Source organism: Flavobacterium cheongpyeongense, assembly GCF_003202435.1.
In the GTDB taxonomy this organism is placed as follows: Bacteria; Bacteroidota; Bacteroidia; order Flavobacteriales; family Flavobacteriaceae; genus Flavobacterium; species Flavobacterium cheongpyeongense.
The window spans coordinates 379,153-399,434 of the sequence record NZ_QJHK01000001.1 but is presented as its reverse complement, the minus strand read 5'-3'; the positions used below and the strand labels follow the sequence as shown (position 1 = coordinate 399,434).

At 31.9% G+C, this 20,282-nt stretch carries 17 protein-coding genes; 9 read left to right on the top strand and 8 right to left on the bottom strand.

The features are described 5' to 3' along the window. The first annotated feature begins 3 nt into the window (after positions 1–3). From DMB65_RS01705 to DMB65_RS01695, 3 genes are read left to right on the top strand one after another with little or no spacing between them, the layout of a single operon-like run. A complete protein-coding gene (locus DMB65_RS01705) occupies positions 4–1,065 on the top strand; it encodes a DUF3810 domain-containing protein (RefSeq protein WP_110304939.1) in 1,062 nt (353 codons plus the stop codon). Positions 1,066–1,107: 42 nt separating this feature from the next. Continuing rightward, positions 1,108–1,602 (top strand): RNA polymerase sigma factor, encoded by a 495-nt coding sequence (locus DMB65_RS01700; RefSeq protein WP_110304938.1) that lies wholly within the window; start codon positions 1,108–1,110, stop codon positions 1,600–1,602. A gap of 9 nt (positions 1,603–1,611) precedes the next feature. Further along, a complete protein-coding gene (locus tag DMB65_RS01695; protein WP_110304937.1) occupies positions 1,612–2,244 on the top strand; it encodes a hypothetical protein in 633 nt (210 codons plus the stop codon). A 54-nt stretch (positions 2,245–2,298) separates the two neighbouring features. On the opposite strand, the gene DMB65_RS01690 is transcribed toward DMB65_RS01695, so the two are convergent. Next, positions 2,299–3,129 carry a lysophospholipid acyltransferase family protein gene (locus DMB65_RS01690; protein ID WP_110304936.1) on the bottom strand — a complete coding sequence of 277 codons (831 nt, stop codon included), beginning with the start codon at positions 3,127–3,129 and terminating at the stop codon, positions 2,299–2,301. 125 nt (positions 3,130–3,254) lie between these two features. Then, on the bottom strand, positions 3,255–3,905 hold the full coding sequence (locus DMB65_RS01685) for an NUDIX hydrolase (RefSeq protein ID WP_110304935.1): 651 nt from the start codon (positions 3,903–3,905) through the stop codon (positions 3,255–3,257). Positions 3,906–3,990: 85 nt separating this feature from the next. On the opposite strand from DMB65_RS01685, the gene DMB65_RS01680 reads away from it, so the two are divergent. The 4 genes from DMB65_RS01680 (at position 3,991) to DMB65_RS01665 (ending at position 11,900) form a co-directional block, all read left to right on the top strand. Beyond that, entirely contained in the window at positions 3,991–4,425 is a 435-nt protein-coding gene (locus DMB65_RS01680; protein ID WP_110304934.1) for a DUF4268 domain-containing protein, read from the top strand. A 341-nt stretch (positions 4,426–4,766) separates the two neighbouring features. After that, positions 4,767–8,021, top strand: coding sequence for a toxin-antitoxin system YwqK family antitoxin (locus DMB65_RS01675; RefSeq protein ID WP_110304933.1), 3,255 nt, complete (start codon positions 4,767–4,769; stop codon positions 8,019–8,021). Next, positions 7,996–9,930 carry a DUF3857 domain-containing protein gene (locus tag DMB65_RS01670; RefSeq protein WP_165834821.1) on the top strand — a complete coding sequence of 645 codons (1,935 nt, stop codon included), beginning with the start codon at positions 7,996–7,998 and terminating at the stop codon, positions 9,928–9,930. Before DMB65_RS01675 ends, DMB65_RS01670 begins: the two co-directional genes overlap by 26 nt. Next, positions 9,930–11,900 (top strand): DUF3857 domain-containing protein, encoded by a 1,971-nt coding sequence (locus DMB65_RS01665; protein ID WP_110304931.1) that lies wholly within the window; start codon positions 9,930–9,932, stop codon positions 11,898–11,900. Before DMB65_RS01670 ends, DMB65_RS01665 begins: the two co-directional genes overlap by 1 nt. A gap of 84 nt (positions 11,901–11,984) precedes the next feature. On the opposite strand, the gene DMB65_RS01660 is transcribed toward DMB65_RS01665, so the two are convergent. From DMB65_RS01660 to mnmA, 4 genes are read right to left on the bottom strand one after another with little or no spacing between them, the layout of a single operon-like run. Next, positions 11,985–12,395 carry a hypothetical protein gene (locus DMB65_RS01660; protein WP_110304930.1) on the bottom strand — a complete coding sequence of 137 codons (411 nt, stop codon included), beginning with the start codon at positions 12,393–12,395 and terminating at the stop codon, positions 11,985–11,987. Positions 12,396–12,414: 19 nt separating this feature from the next. Beyond that, entirely contained in the window at positions 12,415–13,359 is a 945-nt protein-coding gene (locus DMB65_RS01655; protein ID WP_110304929.1) for an NAD(P)H-dependent flavin oxidoreductase, read from the bottom strand. 10 nt (positions 13,360–13,369) lie between these two features. After that, positions 13,370–14,974 (bottom strand): S8 family serine peptidase, encoded by a 1,605-nt coding sequence (locus tag DMB65_RS01650; protein ID WP_110304928.1) that lies wholly within the window; start codon positions 14,972–14,974, stop codon positions 13,370–13,372. 42 nt (positions 14,975–15,016) lie between these two features. Beyond that, positions 15,017–16,204, bottom strand: a complete 1,188-nt coding sequence (mnmA, locus tag DMB65_RS01645) for a tRNA 2-thiouridine(34) synthase MnmA (RefSeq protein WP_110304927.1) — start codon at positions 16,202–16,204, stop codon at positions 15,017–15,019. Between the two features lie 142 nt (positions 16,205–16,346). On the opposite strand from mnmA, the gene DMB65_RS01640 reads away from it, so the two are divergent. Beyond that, positions 16,347–18,224, top strand: a complete 1,878-nt coding sequence (locus DMB65_RS01640) for a PEP/pyruvate-binding domain-containing protein (protein WP_110304926.1) — start codon at positions 16,347–16,349, stop codon at positions 18,222–18,224. Here DMB65_RS01640 and DMB65_RS01635 read toward each other — a convergent pair whose 3' ends face one another. After that, the gene (locus DMB65_RS01635; RefSeq protein ID WP_110304925.1) at positions 18,225–18,782 is read right to left on the bottom strand and encodes a DUF4956 domain-containing protein; all 558 of its coding nucleotides are present in this window, start codon (positions 18,780–18,782) and stop codon (positions 18,225–18,227) included. Positions 18,783–18,832: 50 nt separating this feature from the next. Then, positions 18,833–19,537 (bottom strand): toxin-antitoxin system YwqK family antitoxin, encoded by a 705-nt coding sequence (locus DMB65_RS01630; protein ID WP_110304924.1) that lies wholly within the window; start codon positions 19,535–19,537, stop codon positions 18,833–18,835. Positions 19,538–19,768: 231 nt separating this feature from the next. Between DMB65_RS01630 and DMB65_RS01625 the strand changes: the two genes are divergently transcribed. Beyond that, positions 19,769–20,218 carry a hypothetical protein gene (locus DMB65_RS01625; protein WP_110304923.1) on the top strand — a complete coding sequence of 150 codons (450 nt, stop codon included), beginning with the start codon at positions 19,769–19,771 and terminating at the stop codon, positions 20,216–20,218. Positions 20,219–20,282: the final 64 nt, after the last annotated feature.

The window sequence follows — 20,282 nt, the reverse complement described above, 5'->3', positions numbered from 1 at the left end:
ATTGTGAACCGAAAATACATTTTACCTTTATTTCTTCTTCTTCAAATAATCATTTTAAAAATACTGCCCTATTTTTCAGATTACGTTGAAGGATTCTATAGCAACAATTTATATATTAGAATTTCTCATGTGTTAAGAACTGTATTAGGCAAAATTCCATTTTCTGTCGGCGATTGTGTATATGGATTACTAATCGTTTCTTTCATTAGCTGGTTTTGGAGCATACGAAAAACCTGGAAAATAAGCTGGCAAGATCATGTATTAAAAATACTGGGCAAAATTTCTGTTTTTTACTTTTTCTTTCATCTCTTATGGGCTTTTAACTATTATCGCGAGCCTCTCTTTGAAAAAATGAATATCAAAAAAGAATATACTGATGCTGAATTATTAGCTTTCACAAAAAGATTAATCGTCAAAACGAATGACATTCAGTTTCAGATTACCAAAAACGATAGTACAAAAGTAGTCTTCCCATATTCTCAAAAAGAAGTTTTTCAGATGAATTTAGACGGGTATGACAATTTAGCCAAAGAGCATCCTTACTTTAAATACAAGACTTTAAGCGTTAAAAAATCATTATTCAGCGTTCCGCTAACCTATATGGGGTTTGGAGGTTATTTAAATCCGTTTACCAATGAAGCACAGGTAAATGATTTATTACCTATGTATAACTTTCCTCTGACAAGTTCGCATGAAATGGCACATCAGATGGGTTTTGCCAGCGAAAGCGAATGTAATTTTATTGGCGTTCTTGCATCAGTTAAGAATAATAACCTATATTACCAATACTCTGGTTATAGTTTTGCCCTGCGTTATTGTTTAGGAATCTGGCAGATTAAAAACGAAAAAATTTTCGAACAATTAAAGAAACAAACCCATACCGGTATTTTAAAAAACTACAAAGAAAGCTATGATTTCTGGAGACAATACGACACGTTTATCGATAAGGGCTTTCATTTTCTGTATGATAATTTCTTAAAAACCAATAATCAAAAAGACGGAATGGAAGGTTACAGCAAGTTTGTAGATTTAATCGTGAATTATTATAAAACCAGAAAATTATAGTTTAGCTGTAACAAAATAGATTTTGATACTACTAATACCAATATGAGCGAAAACCTTGAACAGTCATTTGTTACGCAATTGCAGGAAAATCAGAATATAATCCACAAGATTTGTAGATTATATACTGCCGGCGAAGATGCCCATAAAGACTTGTTTCAGGAAATCACTATTCAGCTTTGGAAAGCATATCCAAAATTTAGAGGTGACAGTAAATTTTCGACCTGGGCTTATCGTGTAGCCTTAAATACTGCTATTACCTTATACCGAAAAACCAAACGAACCGTATCGACTGTAGCGTATGAAAGCCATCAGCATTTTGTAAAAGATGTTGATTATAATTATGAAGAAGAAGAGCAGATCAAATTGATGTACAAAGCGGTTTATCTGCTCAATGACATTGAAAAAGCATTGGTTTTCATGTACCTTGAAGACAAAGATTACCATGAAATAGCCGAAACTTTAGGAATCAGTGAAGTGAATGCACGTGTGAAAATGAACCGAATTAAAGGGAAACTTAAAAAAATATTAAATCCTTAAAATACCTCCATGAAAGAACTGGATTTATTAAAAAAAGACTGGAAAAAGAATGCGAATTCTTTTGAACAAATTTCTGAAATAGAAATTTATAATATGATTCATAAAAAATCATCTTCTATTGTGAAGTGGATTTTAATTATAAGCATTTTAGAGATTTCTTTCTGGACTTTTTCAAATATATTTATAAACACCGATGAAGTTTTACAAAAAATAAATCATCCTGAAATTGTATTAGCATTAGAATTTCTAACCTATTTTAATTATATCGTCGTACTTATTTTTGTTTTTATCTTTTATAAAAATTACAAAACCATTTCAACAACAGTAGCCACAAAATCTTTAATGACTGCCATTCTGCGAACCCGTAAAACAGTTCAGTATTATGTTTGGTATAATTTAGGAATGATTGTTATAACCACAATATTGAGCTTTTTTGTAGCCTTTGTTTACAATCCTGATATGGCATTTTTAAAAGAAAAAATGGCTGGAAACGGAAAAGCAATGTTTCTTTCTATTGCTATTTTAACTCTCGTCCTATTAGGTTTCTTTGGAATATTCTGGTGTTTTTACCGACTATTGTATGGAACGTTATTACGCCGCTTATATGCAAATTATAAGGAATTGAAAAAGATAGACTTCTAAAAACGCTTAAAACAAAGTTTCTCTAAATTTACTTTTGGGTCTTTAATTTAGAAACTAATTTTCATTTTCCGGGGACTTGTAACTCCATCTTCTCATTTCATTAAGTTCTTCTTCAACTTTGATTTCTTCAGCAGGAATAACTTTCAGGAATGACGGATGCTGCTCTATCGCATATTCTACTTTTTCTACGATTTCCTCTATCGTATCATTTTCGTAATCAATTTGAAGAGGTTCTTTGATAATGAATGACTGAAGAATATTTTTCTTTTTCATTCTCAGACCCTTTTTATCAAATGAACGACGGAACCCGTCAATAACAATGGGGATAACAATAGGTTTGTGTTGCTTTATTATATGCGCAGTTCCTTTTCGTACGGGTTTAAACGATTTTGTAGTACCTTGAGGAAACGTAATTACCCAGCCATCTTCTAGTGCAATCCTGATATTTTCAGTATCATTTGGATTGACATCTCTTTTTTCTGTTACGTCAACACCCTTGGCACGCCAGGTTCTTTCGACTGTGATTGCACCCACATAGGCTAAAATCCTTGGCAGCAAACCTGCCTGCATCGTCTCTTTGGCAGCAACATAATAAATATTCATCTTGGGCTGCCATAAATATCCAATATTTTTAATGGTATCCTGACGACCGCTTAGACTTGCATTAAACACATGAAACATAGCCACAACATCAGCAAAATACGTCTGATGGTTGGATATAAACAAAACGTTGGCATCAGGCAGCGTTTTAATAATTTCAGAACCCTCTATCTGTAATTCGTTAAAACCTCTGTATCGTCTGTGTGTCATGGTACCCAGAATTCGTATCAGCCATTTTTTGATAAGTAATATATGTCCGAAAGGATTTCGTTTAAACAATCCCATAGTAGTAAATTATGTGTTTTTGTTGAGTCGCAAACATACAAAAATTATTTTTTTGGTAATTATTATAAACAATTACCAAAAGAAATAATTATTATAATGAATATCAAATTATTAAATTTACGTTTTTAAATCCTTTCCTCAAAAGTAATTTTCAAAACTTCTCTTAATTCACTTAACATCATTGCAGTCGCGCCCCAAACCACATGGTTTTGAATATTAAATGCAGGAACTGATATATTTGCTGCATAAGAAGTTGACAAAATGGTTTCAATTATAATTTCATCATTTAAAAAAACAGAAAGTGGAAGTTCAATAATATCCGCTACTTCCCTTGCATCTGGATAAAATGAAAGCTCTTCTGAAGAAATTCCCAAAAAAGGATGTACTAAAAAATTACTTGGCGGAATATACATTGGTGTAAATTGCTTGATTACTTCTATCTTTTCCGGAGTAATTCCAATTTCTTCATTTGTTTCCCTTAGTGCAGTTGCTGCAAAATCGCTATCGGTCGTTTCGTATTTTCCTCCGGGAAATGCAATCTGGGAAGAATGTACCCCATTGTAGGCATTACGAACAATTAAAACTAAATGTGTTTTTTCATTCTTAGGGTAAAGAAGCATCATCACCGCAGCAATTCTAGGTTTTTTTGCGTCTATGTCTAAATTTTTCAACGTTTGAATACGTTCTAACGGAGCCATTTTGACATGTGCCGTTTCTGCCGGAAGTACAACCGGAATTAAATTAGGAACATATTGCAAAAAATCTTGAAAATCCATAATCAAAGTTTATTTTTGTATTTAAAACATAAATATAGTCCAGAAAACGCGTTTGCACAAGTTTTCTAAAATCAAACCCCTGAAAATGTACAGCAGAGAAGAATCACAAAAACTAAAAAGAGAATTCTGGGTGGCTTTTGCCGAGAAATATCCAAGAAAGTGGGTGCTTTACGATACAAAAATCAAAGACTTTTCTTTTAAATTTTATGTTGATAATAAAAAAGCGCAAGTCTTGATTGATATCGAACATCGAAGCGATGAAAAACGAATCCTTTATTTTGAAAAATTAGAAGCACTAAAAAACATCTTAGAAGAAGAATTCATTAAAGATTTGGTTTTTGAAAAAAATTATACGCTCGACAGCGGCAAAACCATCAGCAGGATCTGGGTTGAAAAACCTGGGGTTGGTTTTAGCAATCGCAATAACTGGAATCCTATTTTTGATTTCTTTTTTGAAAAAATGAATGCTCTTGAAATGTTTTATCTAGAGTATGATGAGTTTATTAAAGATATTGATTAGACTAAATCTTTATTTTTTTATGATGGGCTGTCCGAAAAGTACAATCAATGATTGTATTTCTGTATTTTGAAGAGAATTTAATAAAAGATTATGTTCTTAAAGAGTTTTTACTGAAACATGGTTAATACCCTCTGAAAATTATTGCTATTTTTCAGAGAGGTACTTTTCTTATAGCCTCATTGTGTGACTCTCGTTTGATTCCTGTTTATAATCAATGTTTTAGTATTTTATCATTCCACATAACTTCCTCTTAAGAACGTGTAAAAATAATTAATAAAGAAATCCCTATAATTGATTAAGGTTTATCCAAAATTTTTATATTTGAAAAACCTAAAACCATAATGAGAAAATTTTTATTAGTGTTTTTTTTAGTTTCATTTTCAAAAAACTATGCCCAGACTGATTACACTTCTGTTTACAATAGTGCGTCCATAATTAGCCAAGCTGAAAGCTTACGCGATAATAAAAAATATGACGAAGCCTTAAAAGAATATTACAAAATCAGCAAAACAGATCCCAAATATCTAAATGCTCAATATGAAATAGGTTTAACACTTAGCGCTCAGGAGAAAAAGGGCGAACTCAAAACATTATTAGAGGATTTATATTCGAAAGGAAAAATGGCTGAATATCCGGATTTATACAAGATGTACGCTGTATTTTTAAGCAATGAAAAAGAATATGATACTTCTGAAAAAATATTTAATGAAGGTGAAAAATATTTACCCAATTCATCTACATTTCTATATAATTACGCAATACTCTATATCCGTAAAAAAGAAAATCAAAAAGCACTTGACCTACTGGAACGAATTATTACAAATAATCCAAATCATGCACTATCGCATTATTTATTGGGTGTAATGGCTTTTGAAAACGGAAAAATAACCGAAGGCACTATGGCTTTAATGAGTTATCTTGCCATTGCTCCTACAGGACAATATGCTAATGAGGCTATTCTGACTCTGAATGCTAATTTTGGTCAAAATTACCTTACTGAAAACAAGTTAATCTTTTCAAAGTCAGGAGATAATTTTGAAGAAATTGAAACAATTCTAAGAAATCAACTACCACTAAAAAAGGTCTATAAAATTAAATCCAATATCGATGATAAAATAACACGTCAGGTTCAGGCAGTTGCCGAATACGCGACAGAACATAAAATGGGGGATGGCTTTTTTGAAACTACCTACATTCCGTGGATAAAAGATCTGGTTGAAAAAAATCAATTAGAGGGGTACTCTTACTTCAGTTTACTTTCTATGGAAGATAAACTTGGCAAAGAACTGAACAAACAAAAGAAAAAAATTACTTCTTTCCGTGATGATTATTTGCTAAAAGATTTTTGGTCTGTTTTTGCAAAAAGAAAACTGGATATTTTTGGAAACACAGAGGATGTTATCGTTACGATCAGAAATGAAAAACCTTTTATAATTGGGCCTCAAATAAATGGGGAATTCCACGGTAAATGCAAATACTTAAATGTTTATGGAAATTTAAACGGAGAATTGAATTTTAAAAATGGACTTCTTGACGGGCAACAAAAGTATTATAATGAAAAAGGAATCCTAAATGAAGAAAAATATTTTACTGCGGGAAAATTAGATGGTAAAAGAACTACCTATTATGAAAATGGAAATTTAGAATTAATTGAAAATTATAAAGATGACAAACTCGATGGAATCAGCACTTCCTATTATCCAAATGGTGGTAAAAACTGTGAAGTAAATTTTACTAAAGGTGTACGTAACGGTACTTTTATCTGTTTGTACGAAACTGGAACCAAAAAAATCGAAATTGATTTAACAGATGGAAAGCTTAGCGGAAAGTATAACTCTTATAATGAGACAGGAGCTTTAACAGAAACTTATAATTGTTTAAATGATAAAATTGAAGGGAACTATTTTCAATATTTTGATGGTAAACTTTTGAAATCTGAAGCAGTTTATAAAAATGGAGTAATCGAAGGAATATACAAATCTTACACCCCTAATACGGCTCTTGAAAAAGAGAATAGCTACACTTTAGGCAATATTACCAAATCAACCGATTATTTTGAAAATGGTAAAAAATCATATGAAGGTCTTTATAATGACAAAGGAGAACTAGAAACATATAGTTTTTTTGACAATGACGGAAATAAATATTTTGAAGAGAAATATAAATCCGGAGAGTTAAAATCTGGTGTTCAGTTTACTTCAAATTCACCAAAAGGAACAGAAGTAAATCTGACCAAAAAAAGTTTTGAAATCAAAAATTTTGATGGTTCGTTTAAAATAAAAGGTGCCTTTGAAAAAGGAAAAAGAACAGGCGAATGGAATTATTTATATTCCTCTGGTATTACCAGTCTAAATCAATTCTATCTTAATGGAAAGGCAAATGGAATTAGTACAAATTATTATTTAAATGGTGACTTATCAAGCAAATACAATTACATTAACGACACTATAAGCGGACGCTACGAAACTTATGATGGAAATAAAGTAAATCAAATTTATAACTACGAAAAAGGAGAACAAAACGGACCGTTCCAAACTTTTTATCCTGACGGAAAAGTCAGCACCGAAGGATTTATGGTTGCCGATAATGTTGCCTATGACAAATTTATATATTCTCAAAGCGGAAACGTATCTATGATTGAGCACTATATAAACAACTATTTGGTTAATCGAAAAACATTTGATGCCAAAGGAAAACTGGAAAATGAAATTGATTATAAAAACAAAAACGAAAAATTTACCGTATCCTTTCAAAATGGAACATACCTAAAAAATTATGAAATGACAAACGGTATTTTGAATGGTAAATTTAGTGCATTAGATAAATTTAAAACTAAAATAACTGAAGCTGAATATATAAATGGAAAGGTTCATAATGTATATAAAACATATAGTCCGCTTGGGCTTCTTCTTTCAGAAAGAAACTACTATTGCGGGAAATTAAACGGTCCAAGCAAACATCATGATTATGCCGGAAATTTAAGGCTTACTGAAGAATATCTTTTTGGAATTGAAAATGGAAAAACGATTCGTTACTATCACAACAAATCAAAAATGATGGAATACTCATCAGTTAACGGCTCAACTGAGGGGGAAACCATTTATTACAATCAAAAAGGAGAAGCTCTGGTAATTATTGGTTATCAAAACAATATCCCAAGGTATTTTATACAAAAAAACAAAACAGGAGAATTAAATAAAAAAGTAATTATTGAAAATCAAACTGCTGAAATTTCATCTTCTTATCCTAATGGAAAAATTGCAATTCAGTTTACTTTCAATAAAGGAAACATAAACGGTAAATTTATCATCAATAATAACGAAGGTAAACCAGAATATGAATGTACTTACAAAAATAACAATTTAGAAGGTGAAAGAATTGAATACTATGCCAATGGAAAACCATATAAAAAAGAAAACTTTGCTAATAGTGATTTTGAAGGCAAACAATTGTATTTTAACGAAGACGGAACACTCATTGCCGATCTATCTTTTAGAAACGATGAATTGCACGGAAACACTTTGATTTATACTGCCGGAAAACTTACACAAACCAAAAAATATGATTCAGATGAATTGGTCGAAATTATTAAATAAAACTTTTATTCTGACCGTATTCTTTGCTTTAAACTCAATTTTAGCAATTGCACAAAAATCTTTTCAGGATATCAAAAAGTTGTATCCGGATTATAATGAAATCATTTTGCAAAATTCTGAAGTGTATGATATTTCTATTGAAAATAATGGTTTGAAGATCATACAGGACAATCATTATGAATCAATGATTCTGACACAAAACGGAATCTTTAATAACAAAGAATCTTTTTCTTATTCAGATTTGATTTTATTAAAAAGTTATAATGCTTATACCATCACGAATGATAATGGAAAAGAAAAAAAGATAAAGGTAACCCAGAGTATTGAAAAACAATCACAGCAAAGTTCTGTGTTTTATAATGATGTAAAAGAACGCCAGCTTACTTTTCCAAATATAGAAACCGGAGCGAAAAAAGTATATGACTATCAAACACAATTTTTAGACCCGCATTTGCTTCATAAATTCATATTTGGTGATGCTTTACCAATACAAAGCTCTTTTTTGGAGATCAGAACTGACAAAAACATTGTCATTGATTACAAAATTTTTAACGATCCTAATGAAACCATTACCTATTCAAGAACAGAAAAAAAAGGAAAATGGATTCATAAATGGAGCTTATCTGATATAAAACCTGCTAAATATGAAGAAAATACACCCGGTTATTTATACATAGTACCACATGTAAATTTTTATATACGTGAATATACCGTAAACGGCAAAACTACTCCTGTTTTAGGAAACATTCCTGCGTTATATAATTATTATCAACAGTTTGTAAAAAACTTAAACAAGAAAGAGGACCCTAACTTAAAAGAACTGTCTTTAGAAATCACCAAAGACAAAAAAACAGATGAAGAAAAAATTAAAAGTATTTTTTATTGGGTCAAAGAAAACATAAAATACATTGCCTTTGAAAATGGATACGAAGGTTTTATTCCGCGTGAAGCCAGTTTGGTATTCGAACGAAAGTTTGGAGACTGTAAAGATATGGGCAGTATTATTTCATGCATGGCACAATATGCCAATGTAAAAGATGTTACCATTGCCTGGATTGGAACCCGAAGTATTCCGTATTCTTATAATGATCTGGCCACACCGTCAGTAGATAATCATATGATTGCCATTTTTAAAAAAGGTGATGATTATGTGTTCTTAGATGCAACTGATAAAGAAACACGCTACGGAATTCCAACAGCATTTATACAGGGAAAAGAAGTTCTTTTTAGTGAAAATAATCAGTATAAAATCCATAAGGTTCCTGTTGTTCCTGCCAATCAAAATGAAATTAAGGAAACAGTAAATTTAAAAATTGAAAACAATAAATTGACCGGATCTGCTAAAATGGAACGTTACGGTTACAATCGAAGCCATACTTTAATGCAAATTGGTGACGCATCAAATAAAGCACGTCAGGAAATGGTTAAAGGTTTAGTTTTAAAAGGAAACAATAAATTTGATTTAAAAACTTTTAAAGAAGAAAATCTGACCGACAAAGATTTGCCGTACGCAATTGATTACAATTTTGATCTCGATAACTATATCGTGAAAGTAGACAAAGAAATTTATGTTAATCTATTTTTAGATAAATTTTTAGAAAAAGCAATGCTTGCAAAAGATCGGGTTTCACAATATGAATTTGAATATCTGACACAGTTTACGACGCTATATAGCTTAGAAATCCCTAAAAACTATACTATAAAATACCTTCCCAAAAACTTCGATTTGGATAATGATTATTTAAAAGCACATTTTGCTTACCAATTAAAAAACAATATTCTTTACCTAAACATCAGCTTGATACAAAAAAAAATATTGCTCAATAAAAACGATTTTGAACCCTGGAACGAAGCAATCAAAAAACTAAAAACCAACTATAACGAAACCATAATTTTACAAGAAAAATAATGACAAAACAATTCCTAAAAATGTTCCTTGCATTTATTGCATTCCTAAGCACATCTGTTTTTTTTGCTCAGGATTATAGTTTTAAGACCTATGACTGGAGTGAAAAAGACACCAAAATTGACGTGCCAAAAAAGTATGAAGATGAAAAGGAATTTTTCCTAAACCGTACTATAAAAATCGAAATTGTTGTAGATAAAAATACAGCTACCCAGTACCGCTTAATACATGAAAAAAAATACATTAACTCTGATGATGCCATAGAACGCAACAACAAAGTTTACATTCCGTTTGGCAATCAGGAAAATATTCTGATTACCAAAGTACGTGTAATCCTGAAAAATGGAAAAACCATTATTTTGGATAAAAAGGATATTAAAGAAGAAATAGATGAGGAAAAAGGTATGAAATATAACTATTTTGCTCTCAATGGTCTTGAAAAAGGAGCTATTATCGAAAAGTTGTATGTATTGGAAGAAAATCCGGATTTAAATGGCAACACCATTAAAATGCAGGACGAATACCCAATCGCCGAATTTAATTTTGATTTGATTGCTCCAGCCCATCTGATTTTCAAAACTAAATCATACAATGGTCTAAGCGAACCTGTTTTAGACGAAAAAAAGATAGAAAATAAAAAAGTGCTGAGCATATCCGAAAAAGATATAACGGCTTTAAAGGATGACGAAGAATATTCGAATTGGGATGTGAGAATAAAACTTTTCCGTTACAAATTAGATCAGAATTTAATCTCTGGTGCCAAAAACCTTAATAACTTTAAAGAATATGCGACTAATACCTATGAGCGAATTAATCCGGTTTTAGATAAAAAACAAGAAAAAGCAATAGCAACATTCTGCAAATCCATTCCTGAATCTAAAGATCCTCAGGAGCAGATTTGGAATATTGAAAACAAGATTAAAAAAACTGTTATTTATGACAAATACATAGACTCAAAATTATCATTAAGCGATGTTATCAGTACAAAACAAGCAAATAGTCTGGATATTATAAAACTATATAGCGCGGTTTTTAAATATTTTAAAATAGAACAAAATATTGTTTTAACTTCAAACCGATATAAAATTCCTTTTGACAAAGACTTTGAAAGTCAAGAAAACCTGAGCGAGTTTTTATTTTATTTTCCAGGCATTAAAAAATACCTAAGTCCTACTGAAATTGAATATCGTTTGCCGCTTTTCCCAAATTATTTAGGGAACAATAATGGGTTATTTATAAAAGAAAAAGTTTTCGCAGGAATTTCTATGGGAATTGGTGAAGTAAATTTCATCGAAATCCCCGGAACTGAAATCACCCATGATTACATGGATATTACTGTTGATTTTACAAAAGACATAGAAAATCCTTTGGTAACAAGTAACATGACATATGGAGGGTATTCCGGATTAAATTTTCAACCCATGAAAGATTTTGTTTCCGCTGAACAATACAAATCAATGTTGAAAAATATTTCTGAAAATTATACTTTACAAGGCGAATACAAAACACTTACTACAGAAAATGACGGAACTGAGTTTGTTGGAAAAAAACCTTACAAACTTAACTTAACTTTTGATGGAAAAGAAATGATCCAGAAAGCAGGAGAAAATTATTTATTTTCTGTTGGACAAACTATTGGAAGACAAATGGAGCTTTATCAAAAAGACAAACGTATGCTTCCGATAGAAATTCATTATCCACATTACTACACCAGAAAGATTAAAATCATATTACCAGATGGGGCTACTATTAAAAATCTGGATAAATTTGTAATGGATTTCAAAACTGATCTGAATGGTAAAACAGAAGCTGCTTTTACAAGTAATTATACGCAGAACAAGAATGAAATTACAGTTGAAAACACAGAATTTTACAATCTTATAAATTATCCTTTAACGAGTTTTGAACAATACAAAGCAGTTATTAATGCCGCTGCTGATTTTAATAAAATAGTAGTTATTGTTACGAAATAAATTTCCGAAAACCCAAAAAATACCCCTGTAGTTTATTAAAAACGATAAGGGGTATTATTATTGTGACCTAAAGATTTTTAATACTTACACATTAAAAATATTATAAACAATAATATGTTCATCATAATTAATGTAAAGCTGTTTACGGTAATCTTGTTTCTTACGGGTAATAATTGAAATTTTGCAGTCAATTCCATTATTATCTTTACATATAAATGAGTAGACAATATCAGTATCATTTTCTTCCCTCTCCATATATTCTATGATATTAAAAAGCTGTATTTCTTGCGAATACACTACAATTCGGTGCTTTTCAGTGTCTAAAATTACCGACAGATTAACTAAATCAAGTTTTGACCATTCTCCCCATTTCCCTTTATCATTCTTTTCTAAAACACTAAAGCCTGAAGTCTTAAAACGATAAGACTGGCTATAGGATTGCTGTATCCCAATTACAAGAAAAAGAAGTACTATAGAGTTGCGTAAAATATTCATAATGTTTTTAAGGGGGCTATTAAAATTCAAATTTACCTTTTTCCTGATTGGCAATGTCAAAATCTGAAATAATTTGCTGAATAATTTGCTCTACAGGCAAAATGTCATGAATTAATCCTGCTATTTGTCCTATTTCTAGTTCCCCTTCTTCAAGATCACCTTCAAACATTCCTTTTTTTGCCCTTGCTCTTCCTAAAAGCTGTACTAAATCTTCTTTTGAAGGACACTTTTTATATAAATCCTGAACATCTTCATAAAACTTGTTTTTAATCAAACGCACAGGGGCTAATTCTTTCAATATCAACTGTGTATCCCCTTCTTTTACAGCAACTATCTTTTGTTTGAAATTATGGTGTGAAGATGATTCTGTCGACGCTGCAAAACGGCTTCCTATCTGGACTCCGTCAGCCCCTAAAATCATCACTGCCAGCATTCCTCTTCCGGTAGCGATTCCACCCGCTGCAATAACCGGAATCTCTATTTTTTCTTTTACCATCGGAATTAATGTCAACGTAGTGGTTTCATCACGACCGTTGTGTCCTCCGGCCTCAAAACCTTCTGCTACAATAGCATCAACTCCGGCTTCTTGTGCTTTTAAAGCAAAAATACTGCTGCTGACAACATGCGCAACCGTAATTCCTTTTGATTTTAAAAATGAAGTCCAGGTTTTAGGATTTCCTGCCGAAGTAAAAACAATTTTCACCCCTTCATCGACCACTATATTCATGATCTCTTCAATATTTGGATACAACATCGGGATATTAACACCAAACGGTTTATCAGTCGCTTTTTTGCATTTCTGAATATGCTCCCGTAAAACTTCAGGATACATCGAACCAGCACCAATAAGCCCCAGACCGCCAGCATTACTTACTGCAGAAGCTAATTTATAACCACTGTTCCAAATCATTCCTCCCTGAATAATTGGGTATTTTATATTAAAAAGCTGCGTAATTTTATTCATTCAAAACCTATTATTGTTTTATAATCTTTCCCGTTTTATGCAAACCATCTGCATCTAAAGTATAAAAATAGAGTCCGCTTTTTAATGATTCAACTGAAAGATTTGAGTCCTGGTTCGATATTTTTTTGTCGAGTACTTTTTGTCCTAAAATCGAATAAATAATAACGTAAGCACTATGTATTTCCGTTGAAGATGAAAATGTAATATAGGTATCAGCAGGATTAGGATACACAACAAAATCGTCATTTACAAAACTGTTAACCGTCAATGACGTACCAAAATTAGGAATTCCGTAGCCGTAGTTATTATCAGGTGTTAAATACTTATCAGAGGACTGAATGACCATATTTCTAATTTCCTGATTCGTTTTTTCCGGAAAAGCCTGCCATAAACAAGCAATCATTCCGGCCATAATTGGACATGAAAACGAAGTTCCGTCTGAGGTGACAATATTACCTGAGGTATCAGAAATTACAGCTGCAGAACCTTGCGCCATAACATCTGGTTTTATCCTTCCGTCATAACTTGGCCCTATAGAACTAAAATACGATTTTACTTTTGTACTTGTAACAGAACCTACTGCAATAACAGAAACTGCATCAGCAGGGCCTCCAATATGTTTTTCAGTCTTACCGCCTTCATTACCTGCAGAAGCTACAACGATTATACCTTTACTAAAAGCAATTTCTGCACCTCTTGATATAAAATTGGTTTTTCCGTCCATATCACTGTAGGTATGATTGTATTCAGGTTTTGTAAATTCTCCAAAATATCCCAATGAAGTAGTGATTATATCAACACCTAAACTATCTGCTTTTTCCGCTGCTTCGACCCACAGCGATTCTTCAACAGGACCTTCTGAAGCATTATCCTCTGTAATAAATAAATAATAAGACGAGTCAGGAGCTGTTCCTACCAACTGGTTTTCTTTATATCCTCCCATAGTTGAAAGTACTAAAGTCCCATGACTGTCTCCAGTATAAAAATCAGCATTTCGGGCAACATAATTATAGCCTCCGAGAATTTGGTTATTATCTCTTAACTTTTGAAAAGGCTGGGCTGTATTCACTCCCGGAAAACCACCATCCATCACAGCAATTATTTTTCCTGATCCTGTATAGTTTTGCTGATGAAGAACTTGTCCGTTTAGCATCTGAATCTGGTTTGCAGAAGTTCCGTAATTATAATTTACTGTCGTCTCAAGCTTGTTTTCTGTTTGTGAAACTGCACTTTGAGAAACCTTTTTCCCTGTTAAATTAAGTGATTTATTTGCAAAAACTACTTCATCAACAAAGGCAAATGCCTTTAAAGCATTAATATTTATCTGAGTTCCCCTTATATGAAGAGCATTCAGCCATTTTGACTTTGCCATGACGGTAATTCCCGTACTTGCTTTTACCTGATTAACATAGGTTGTTTCTAAAGGAGCGTCCGTAAAATTTAAAGCAATATTCTGATTTGTCCTACGCTCTATGGCACGCTGCGAAAGCATTAACAACGGAGAATTGAGATATGTCTGCGCACTAGGTTTGGCATTAAAATAAACCCAGGCATCTTCCTGTGAAAACATCACAGTAGAAATCAATAAGAATATAAAAGCGTAATGTATTTTCATAGTATTTCTTTTTTAAGACCAAAGTCTGATAAAAGTATAAAGCTATGAAATTACTCCCGAACCAACTAATTCATTTTCTAAATACCAGGCAACAAATTGTCCTTCTGTTATTGCTGACTGAGGTTCTTCAAAACCAACATACATTCCGTCCTCAAATTGATGCAAAGTTGCTTTTTGCAATGGCTGTCGGTAACGGATTCTTGCCATTACCTGCATTTTCTCTCCAGCTTTCAGGATCAGATCTTCACGAACCCAGTGTACTTCAGATTTTTCTATGAACAAGGCTTTTTTAAATAAACCAGGATGATGGCTGGTAAGACCTGTATAAATTGTGTTCGTTTCAACATCTGTTGCAATAACAAATAGCGGATCAGTAGTTCCGCCTACATTTAACCCTTTTCGCTGTCCAACCGTAAAATAATGAGCTCCCTGATGCTTGCCCATGATTTTTCCCATCTCCGGACGATATTTCAATTTTTGAGCTTCCTTTTTGAGTTCTTCTTCTAAAGATAAACCAGCAGGTTTTTCAATAGTGTAAATCGGGTCATTTTTATCAATCTGAACAATTTTTCCTTCTTTAGGCTGTAATTTTTGCTGCAAAAATTCAGGTAAACGTACTTTTCCAATGAAACATAGGCCTTGAGAATCTTTCTTTTCAGCAGTTACCAATTCCATTTCGGCAGCAATTTCACGAACCTCAGGTTTTGTCAAAGCTCCGATTGGAAACAAAGCCTTGGACAATTGTTCCTGAGAAAGCTGGCATAAAAAGTACGATTGGTCTTTATTGTTATCTGCTCCGGCAATCAATTGATAAACAGTTTTCCCGCCAACTTCAATTTCACTTTTTTGACAGTAATGTCCCGTTGCTACATAATCGGCACCAAGGCTTAATGCAATTTTCATGAAAACATCAAACTTGATTTCACGATTACAAAGCACATCAGGATTGGGAGTTCTTCCTTTTTCGTATTCGTTGAACATATAATCAACGATTTTTTCTTTGTATTCTTCACTTAAATCGACAGTCTGAAACGGTATTCCAAGTTTTTCAGCAACCAACAGAGCGTCATTGCTATCTTCTAACCACGGACATTCATTTGAAATAGTAACAGAATCATCGTGCCAGTTTTTCATAAAAAGGCCAATAACTTCGTATCCCTGCTGCTGCAATAAATAGGCTGCAACACTCGAATCTACTCCACCAGAAAGTCCAACAACTACACGTTTCATTCTAAATCGTTTATATTTTTACAAGGGTGCAAAGATAAATCAAATTATAGATAATCATGCTGCTTTTGATTAGTTTATGCAATCAAAGTGTAGATAAAACCTATGCCTTTTTTAATTACTTTTAACCATCAATTAAGATACCATGCTAAAATCCTTTTTTACTTTTGTTTTCTTTATCATTCTAACTGTTTCAAGTGCACAAAGCTATCGTTCTTCATTACCGGACTATAACGCTTACAAAGCTTTTAGAGGCAAACCTTTATCTGACAAATTCTCCAATATCGAATCAGTGAAGATGATTTATGACTTGAAAAAGCAAAAAATGTATTATTTTAACAGTACTCTTATACGGCTTCATTATGAGTTTGTTACCAATTATCTGGGGTATCCCAAAGATCTCGACATTTTTAATGATAACAATTACAGTAATACAGAGAAAGGCAGAGAATTTTTACTGGGAAACCTAAATCACATTAAAGGAACCAACAAATGGATTTTTGAATTAGCAGCTTCAGATCATATGCCGATTTTGTTAATTGAACGCTTTTATAATTTAATTGTAAATTCTTCTTTTATTGGTCAGGATTTAAAATTTTACCTCAATAATCCTGAGCAAGCTGAGTGGTTCCAACAACAAAAATTCAAGATTCCTTGTATAAAATCAAATTACATTTTTAATGAGATTAGCTATCAGGAAGTGGTTTCAGGAAGCAATGTCGGTATTCTGAAACAATATAAAATAAAGGATTTAGAAAAAACAAAACCAAGTCCTGATGAAATTATAATTCTGGACGGAACGCCTGATATTTTGCCCAATGTAAGAGGAATTATTGTAAATGAACTACAGACTCCGTTAAGCCACTTAGTACTTTTGGGTAAAAACAGAAAAATTCCGATAATGGCTTATACAACCGTTGATAAAGACCATAATATTAAAAATTTACTTTCAAAAAAAGTAGAATTAACAATCAAGGTAGATACGTTTTTCATTAAAGAAAGTAACAAAAAAATAGTTCCGAAAAACAATCTAAAAAAGAAAAAACTCATCATTGACAGTAGTGTCACCCAATTGGTAGATTTGTCTAAAATTACTAAAAAGGGAGTAAATTACATTGGTGCAAAAGCACAAAATATGGCGTATTTGATTGCGATTTCAAAAGAACTTTCTTTTAAAACACCTGAAGATGCGCATGCAATTCCGTTTTATTTCTATACCAGACATATTCAAAAGAAAACAATTTCGCCTCTGATAAAAGAACTTTTAACTTATCCAAATAAAGATTCTTCACAATGGGTAAATCAGCAGCTCAAAAAAATCAGGGATGCTATTAAAAAAGAACCCGTTGATCCTAAATTAATTGCTACTCTTAACAAAACCTTTGAAAATAAAGCTTTCAAAAATTTCAGATTCCGGTCTTCAACAAATGCGGAAGATTTAGATGATTTTAACGGAGCCGGCTTGTACGATTCTAAAACCGGGATTTTGGGTGATAGCATCAAAACATTTGAAAAAGCCATTAAACAGGTTTGGGCAAGTGTATGGAATGAGGCTTCTTATAACGAAAGAGAACTTTTTGGAATTGATCAGCAAAACATCGCAATGGGTGTTCTGGTACATCGTTCTTTCCCGGACGAACTGGCTAATGGCGTTGTGATTACAAAAAATATATTCCGGACCAATTTCTCCGGAATTACCGTTAACGTTCAAAAAGGAGAGAATTCAGTTGTAAAGCCAGAAAAAGGAGAAGTCTGCGAACAATTTATTATTTATCACTTTAATACCGGTACAAGCGATACAGATTTTGATGTAGATTATACTTCTAATTCAAATCTTAATAACAATGAACCCATATTGAATAGAAAAGAAATCAATAATCTTTTTGTGGTCAGTAGGAAAATTGAAGAAAAAATGTATCGCTACTGGAGAAAAAACCAATATCATCCTGTCGATATTGAATTCAAAATTGTTGGCGAAAACAGGGAGTTATACATCAAACAAGTAAGACCATTTAATGAATAATCAGTAAAAAACTAAAACATCAATTTCGTTTGTGACAGTATTTATATTTATGATTTTAAAGTCTAAATCTTTGATATTCATTTTGTCCTGTATAGATTTCCTGATAGTTTCATTATTTAAAGAAAAGTTAGGGTCTAATACAATTTTAACATTGACAGTATTCAAATATCTGGATACCTTTCTGTTCACTATTATGGAAGCAGCAATATAAAATCCTATTATAATGAATTGAAAAAATAGCAGAATTTCTATTTTTTCGTATGGATACATGATGTCTAAAATAGAAAGTGTAATCGTAGCAAAAAGAAAGATAATAGCATTTACGGTAAAAGATTGCGTACGAAATCTTAAAATTGAAAAAATGGCAAATAAGCCAAAACCGATTCCCACCCCAATTTCGATTTTTGTAAATAAATAACAAAGGGAAAAAGTACAAAGCCCCACAATGACCATTAAGGGATTTATAGTTTCATTATCCTTTCTGTTGGAGAAAAAATACAAAACCAAAATTGAAAAAAACAATAAAAAAAACCTTCCGGAAAGTTCGTTTATATCCATTTAATCAAAATATTAACAAATCAAATTTAACTCAATTATCCTTTTAAAACCTATTCCATTTTAGGTTTTGAATCTGCCTTATAGTTGCTTTTAGGATCGCTCATATTGACCTCCTTAGTTAATTTCCCTCTCAGGTAAAATTGCCACATTCCAACTTTTTTACCATTTAGGAATTTACCTTTCGAAGCTACTACCCCATCTAAATCATAAAAAACAGCATCCCCATTAAATTGGTTATTAGAATAAGTTGTTTGCTCTAAAATGATTCCGTTTTGTCCAAACTTTTTATAAACACCTTCTTTTAATCCATTTTTATAAGTTATTTCTTCAGCAACTTTTGCATTTGGATAGTAAACGGTTCTTTGCCCTTCTAACTTTCCGTTTTTATAGTTTTCAAGTGTCATTAACACTTTAGAAGCCTTATGGTAATATTTCCATTCTCCTTCATAATTTTTCCCAACAACTTTTCCTTCGCTTACTATGTTTTTCTTCTGGTCATAAAAAATAGTATAGGCACTTCCGTCATTTGCGCTAAAATCACGTGTTGCTATAACATCCCCTTTTTTAGTATCATCAAAAAACTTAAAAATTCCAGTTTCTTTTCCATGAATAAATGTACCTTCATAACGAGGTCTTTTAGAAGGTTCGTAAATACCCTTCCAAACACCGTCTTTTTTGCCGTTAGCATCTAATTTATTAAAATCCTGCGCAAAACAAGTGGCGCTTATTAAAAACAAAATCAAAAACTTTTTCATATTCTTTTTTTCTATACAACAACAAATATTGCATTTTAGTATTGCAAATGTATAACCATAAAAGAAAACATATTTATTTCATCAATAAAAAATCATCTAAAAATTAAAATAATCATTTTCTCAAATTCAATAAAATTTTAAAAAAGCTTTATAATTTATAGAATAACTTTTCCAATTTAAACTATATTCGCAGAAAATAATCCCCAAAAAAAAAATTAAATATTGACATTCATGAAAATCTTAAAATCACTTTTAATTACCCTTTTTGTAGGTGCTACACAGTTACATGCACAAGCTAAGGTTACCTCAATTATGTACAAATTCCACGAACATTTTATGACTACAGACATAGGTCAGCCTGTAGCTGGTATTTATTTAATTGAAGGGACAAAAAAACCTATTATTCAGATCAATGCTGATGGAACCGGTGTTTTTCAATTAGAAAATATGTCTAAAAAAGAGATGGTATGGGGAATCAAATGCAGTAATGAAGGTATTCCTATCTTTAAAGAAGGGTTCGACAGTGCCGCTTATACGTTTTGGTACAAAATAAAAGGAACAGGTGAATGGATTTACACCCAATTTCTGATTGTTCCCAATAAGAAAAAAATGTATCTCATGGGGGATCGTGTAAAAGACTATGGAGATAATACTGAAGTAAAGACTCCCGAATCTAACTAATTAGTTGTTATTTATATTATGATGTTACAGTGAAAATGAAAACGTTTTCGCTGTATTTAAAAAG

Coding starts and splice junctions, on each gene's coding strand:
- DMB65_RS01660 (WP_110304930.1), bottom strand. CDS start 12,395: ATGAATATTTTACGCAACTCTATAGTACTTCTTTTTCTTGTAATTGGG.
- mnmA (WP_110304927.1), bottom strand. CDS start 16,204: ATGAAACGTGTAGTTGTTGGACTTTCTGGTGGAGTAGATTCGAGTGTT.
- DMB65_RS01635 (WP_110304925.1), bottom strand. CDS start 18,782: ATGGATATAAACGAACTTTCCGGAAGGTTTTTTTTATTGTTTTTTTCA.
- DMB65_RS01670 (WP_165834821.1), top strand. CDS start 7,996: ATGAATTGGTCGAAATTATTAAATAAAACTTTTATTCTGACCGTATTC.
- DMB65_RS01665 (WP_110304931.1), top strand. CDS start 9,930: ATGACAAAACAATTCCTAAAAATGTTCCTTGCATTTATTGCATTCCTA.
- DMB65_RS01630 (WP_110304924.1), bottom strand. CDS start 19,537: ATGAAAAAGTTTTTGATTTTGTTTTTAATAAGCGCCACTTGTTTTGCG.
- DMB65_RS01675 (WP_110304933.1), top strand. CDS start 4,767: ATGAGAAAATTTTTATTAGTGTTTTTTTTAGTTTCATTTTCAAAAAAC.
- DMB65_RS01640 (WP_110304926.1), top strand. CDS start 16,347: ATGCTAAAATCCTTTTTTACTTTTGTTTTCTTTATCATTCTAACTGTT.
- DMB65_RS01690 (WP_110304936.1), bottom strand. CDS start 3,129: ATGGGATTGTTTAAACGAAATCCTTTCGGACATATATTACTTATCAAA.
- DMB65_RS01680 (WP_110304934.1), top strand. CDS start 3,991: ATGTACAGCAGAGAAGAATCACAAAAACTAAAAAGAGAATTCTGGGTG.
- DMB65_RS01655 (WP_110304929.1), bottom strand. CDS start 13,359: ATGAATAAAATTACGCAGCTTTTTAATATAAAATACCCAATTATTCAG.
- DMB65_RS01695 (WP_110304937.1), top strand. CDS start 1,612: ATGAAAGAACTGGATTTATTAAAAAAAGACTGGAAAAAGAATGCGAAT.
- DMB65_RS01700 (WP_110304938.1), top strand. CDS start 1,108: ATGAGCGAAAACCTTGAACAGTCATTTGTTACGCAATTGCAGGAAAAT.
- DMB65_RS01650 (WP_110304928.1), bottom strand. CDS start 14,974: ATGAAAATACATTACGCTTTTATATTCTTATTGATTTCTACTGTGATG.
- DMB65_RS01625 (WP_110304923.1), top strand. CDS start 19,769: ATGAAAATCTTAAAATCACTTTTAATTACCCTTTTTGTAGGTGCTACA.
- DMB65_RS01685 (WP_110304935.1), bottom strand. CDS start 3,905: ATGGATTTTCAAGATTTTTTGCAATATGTTCCTAATTTAATTCCGGTT.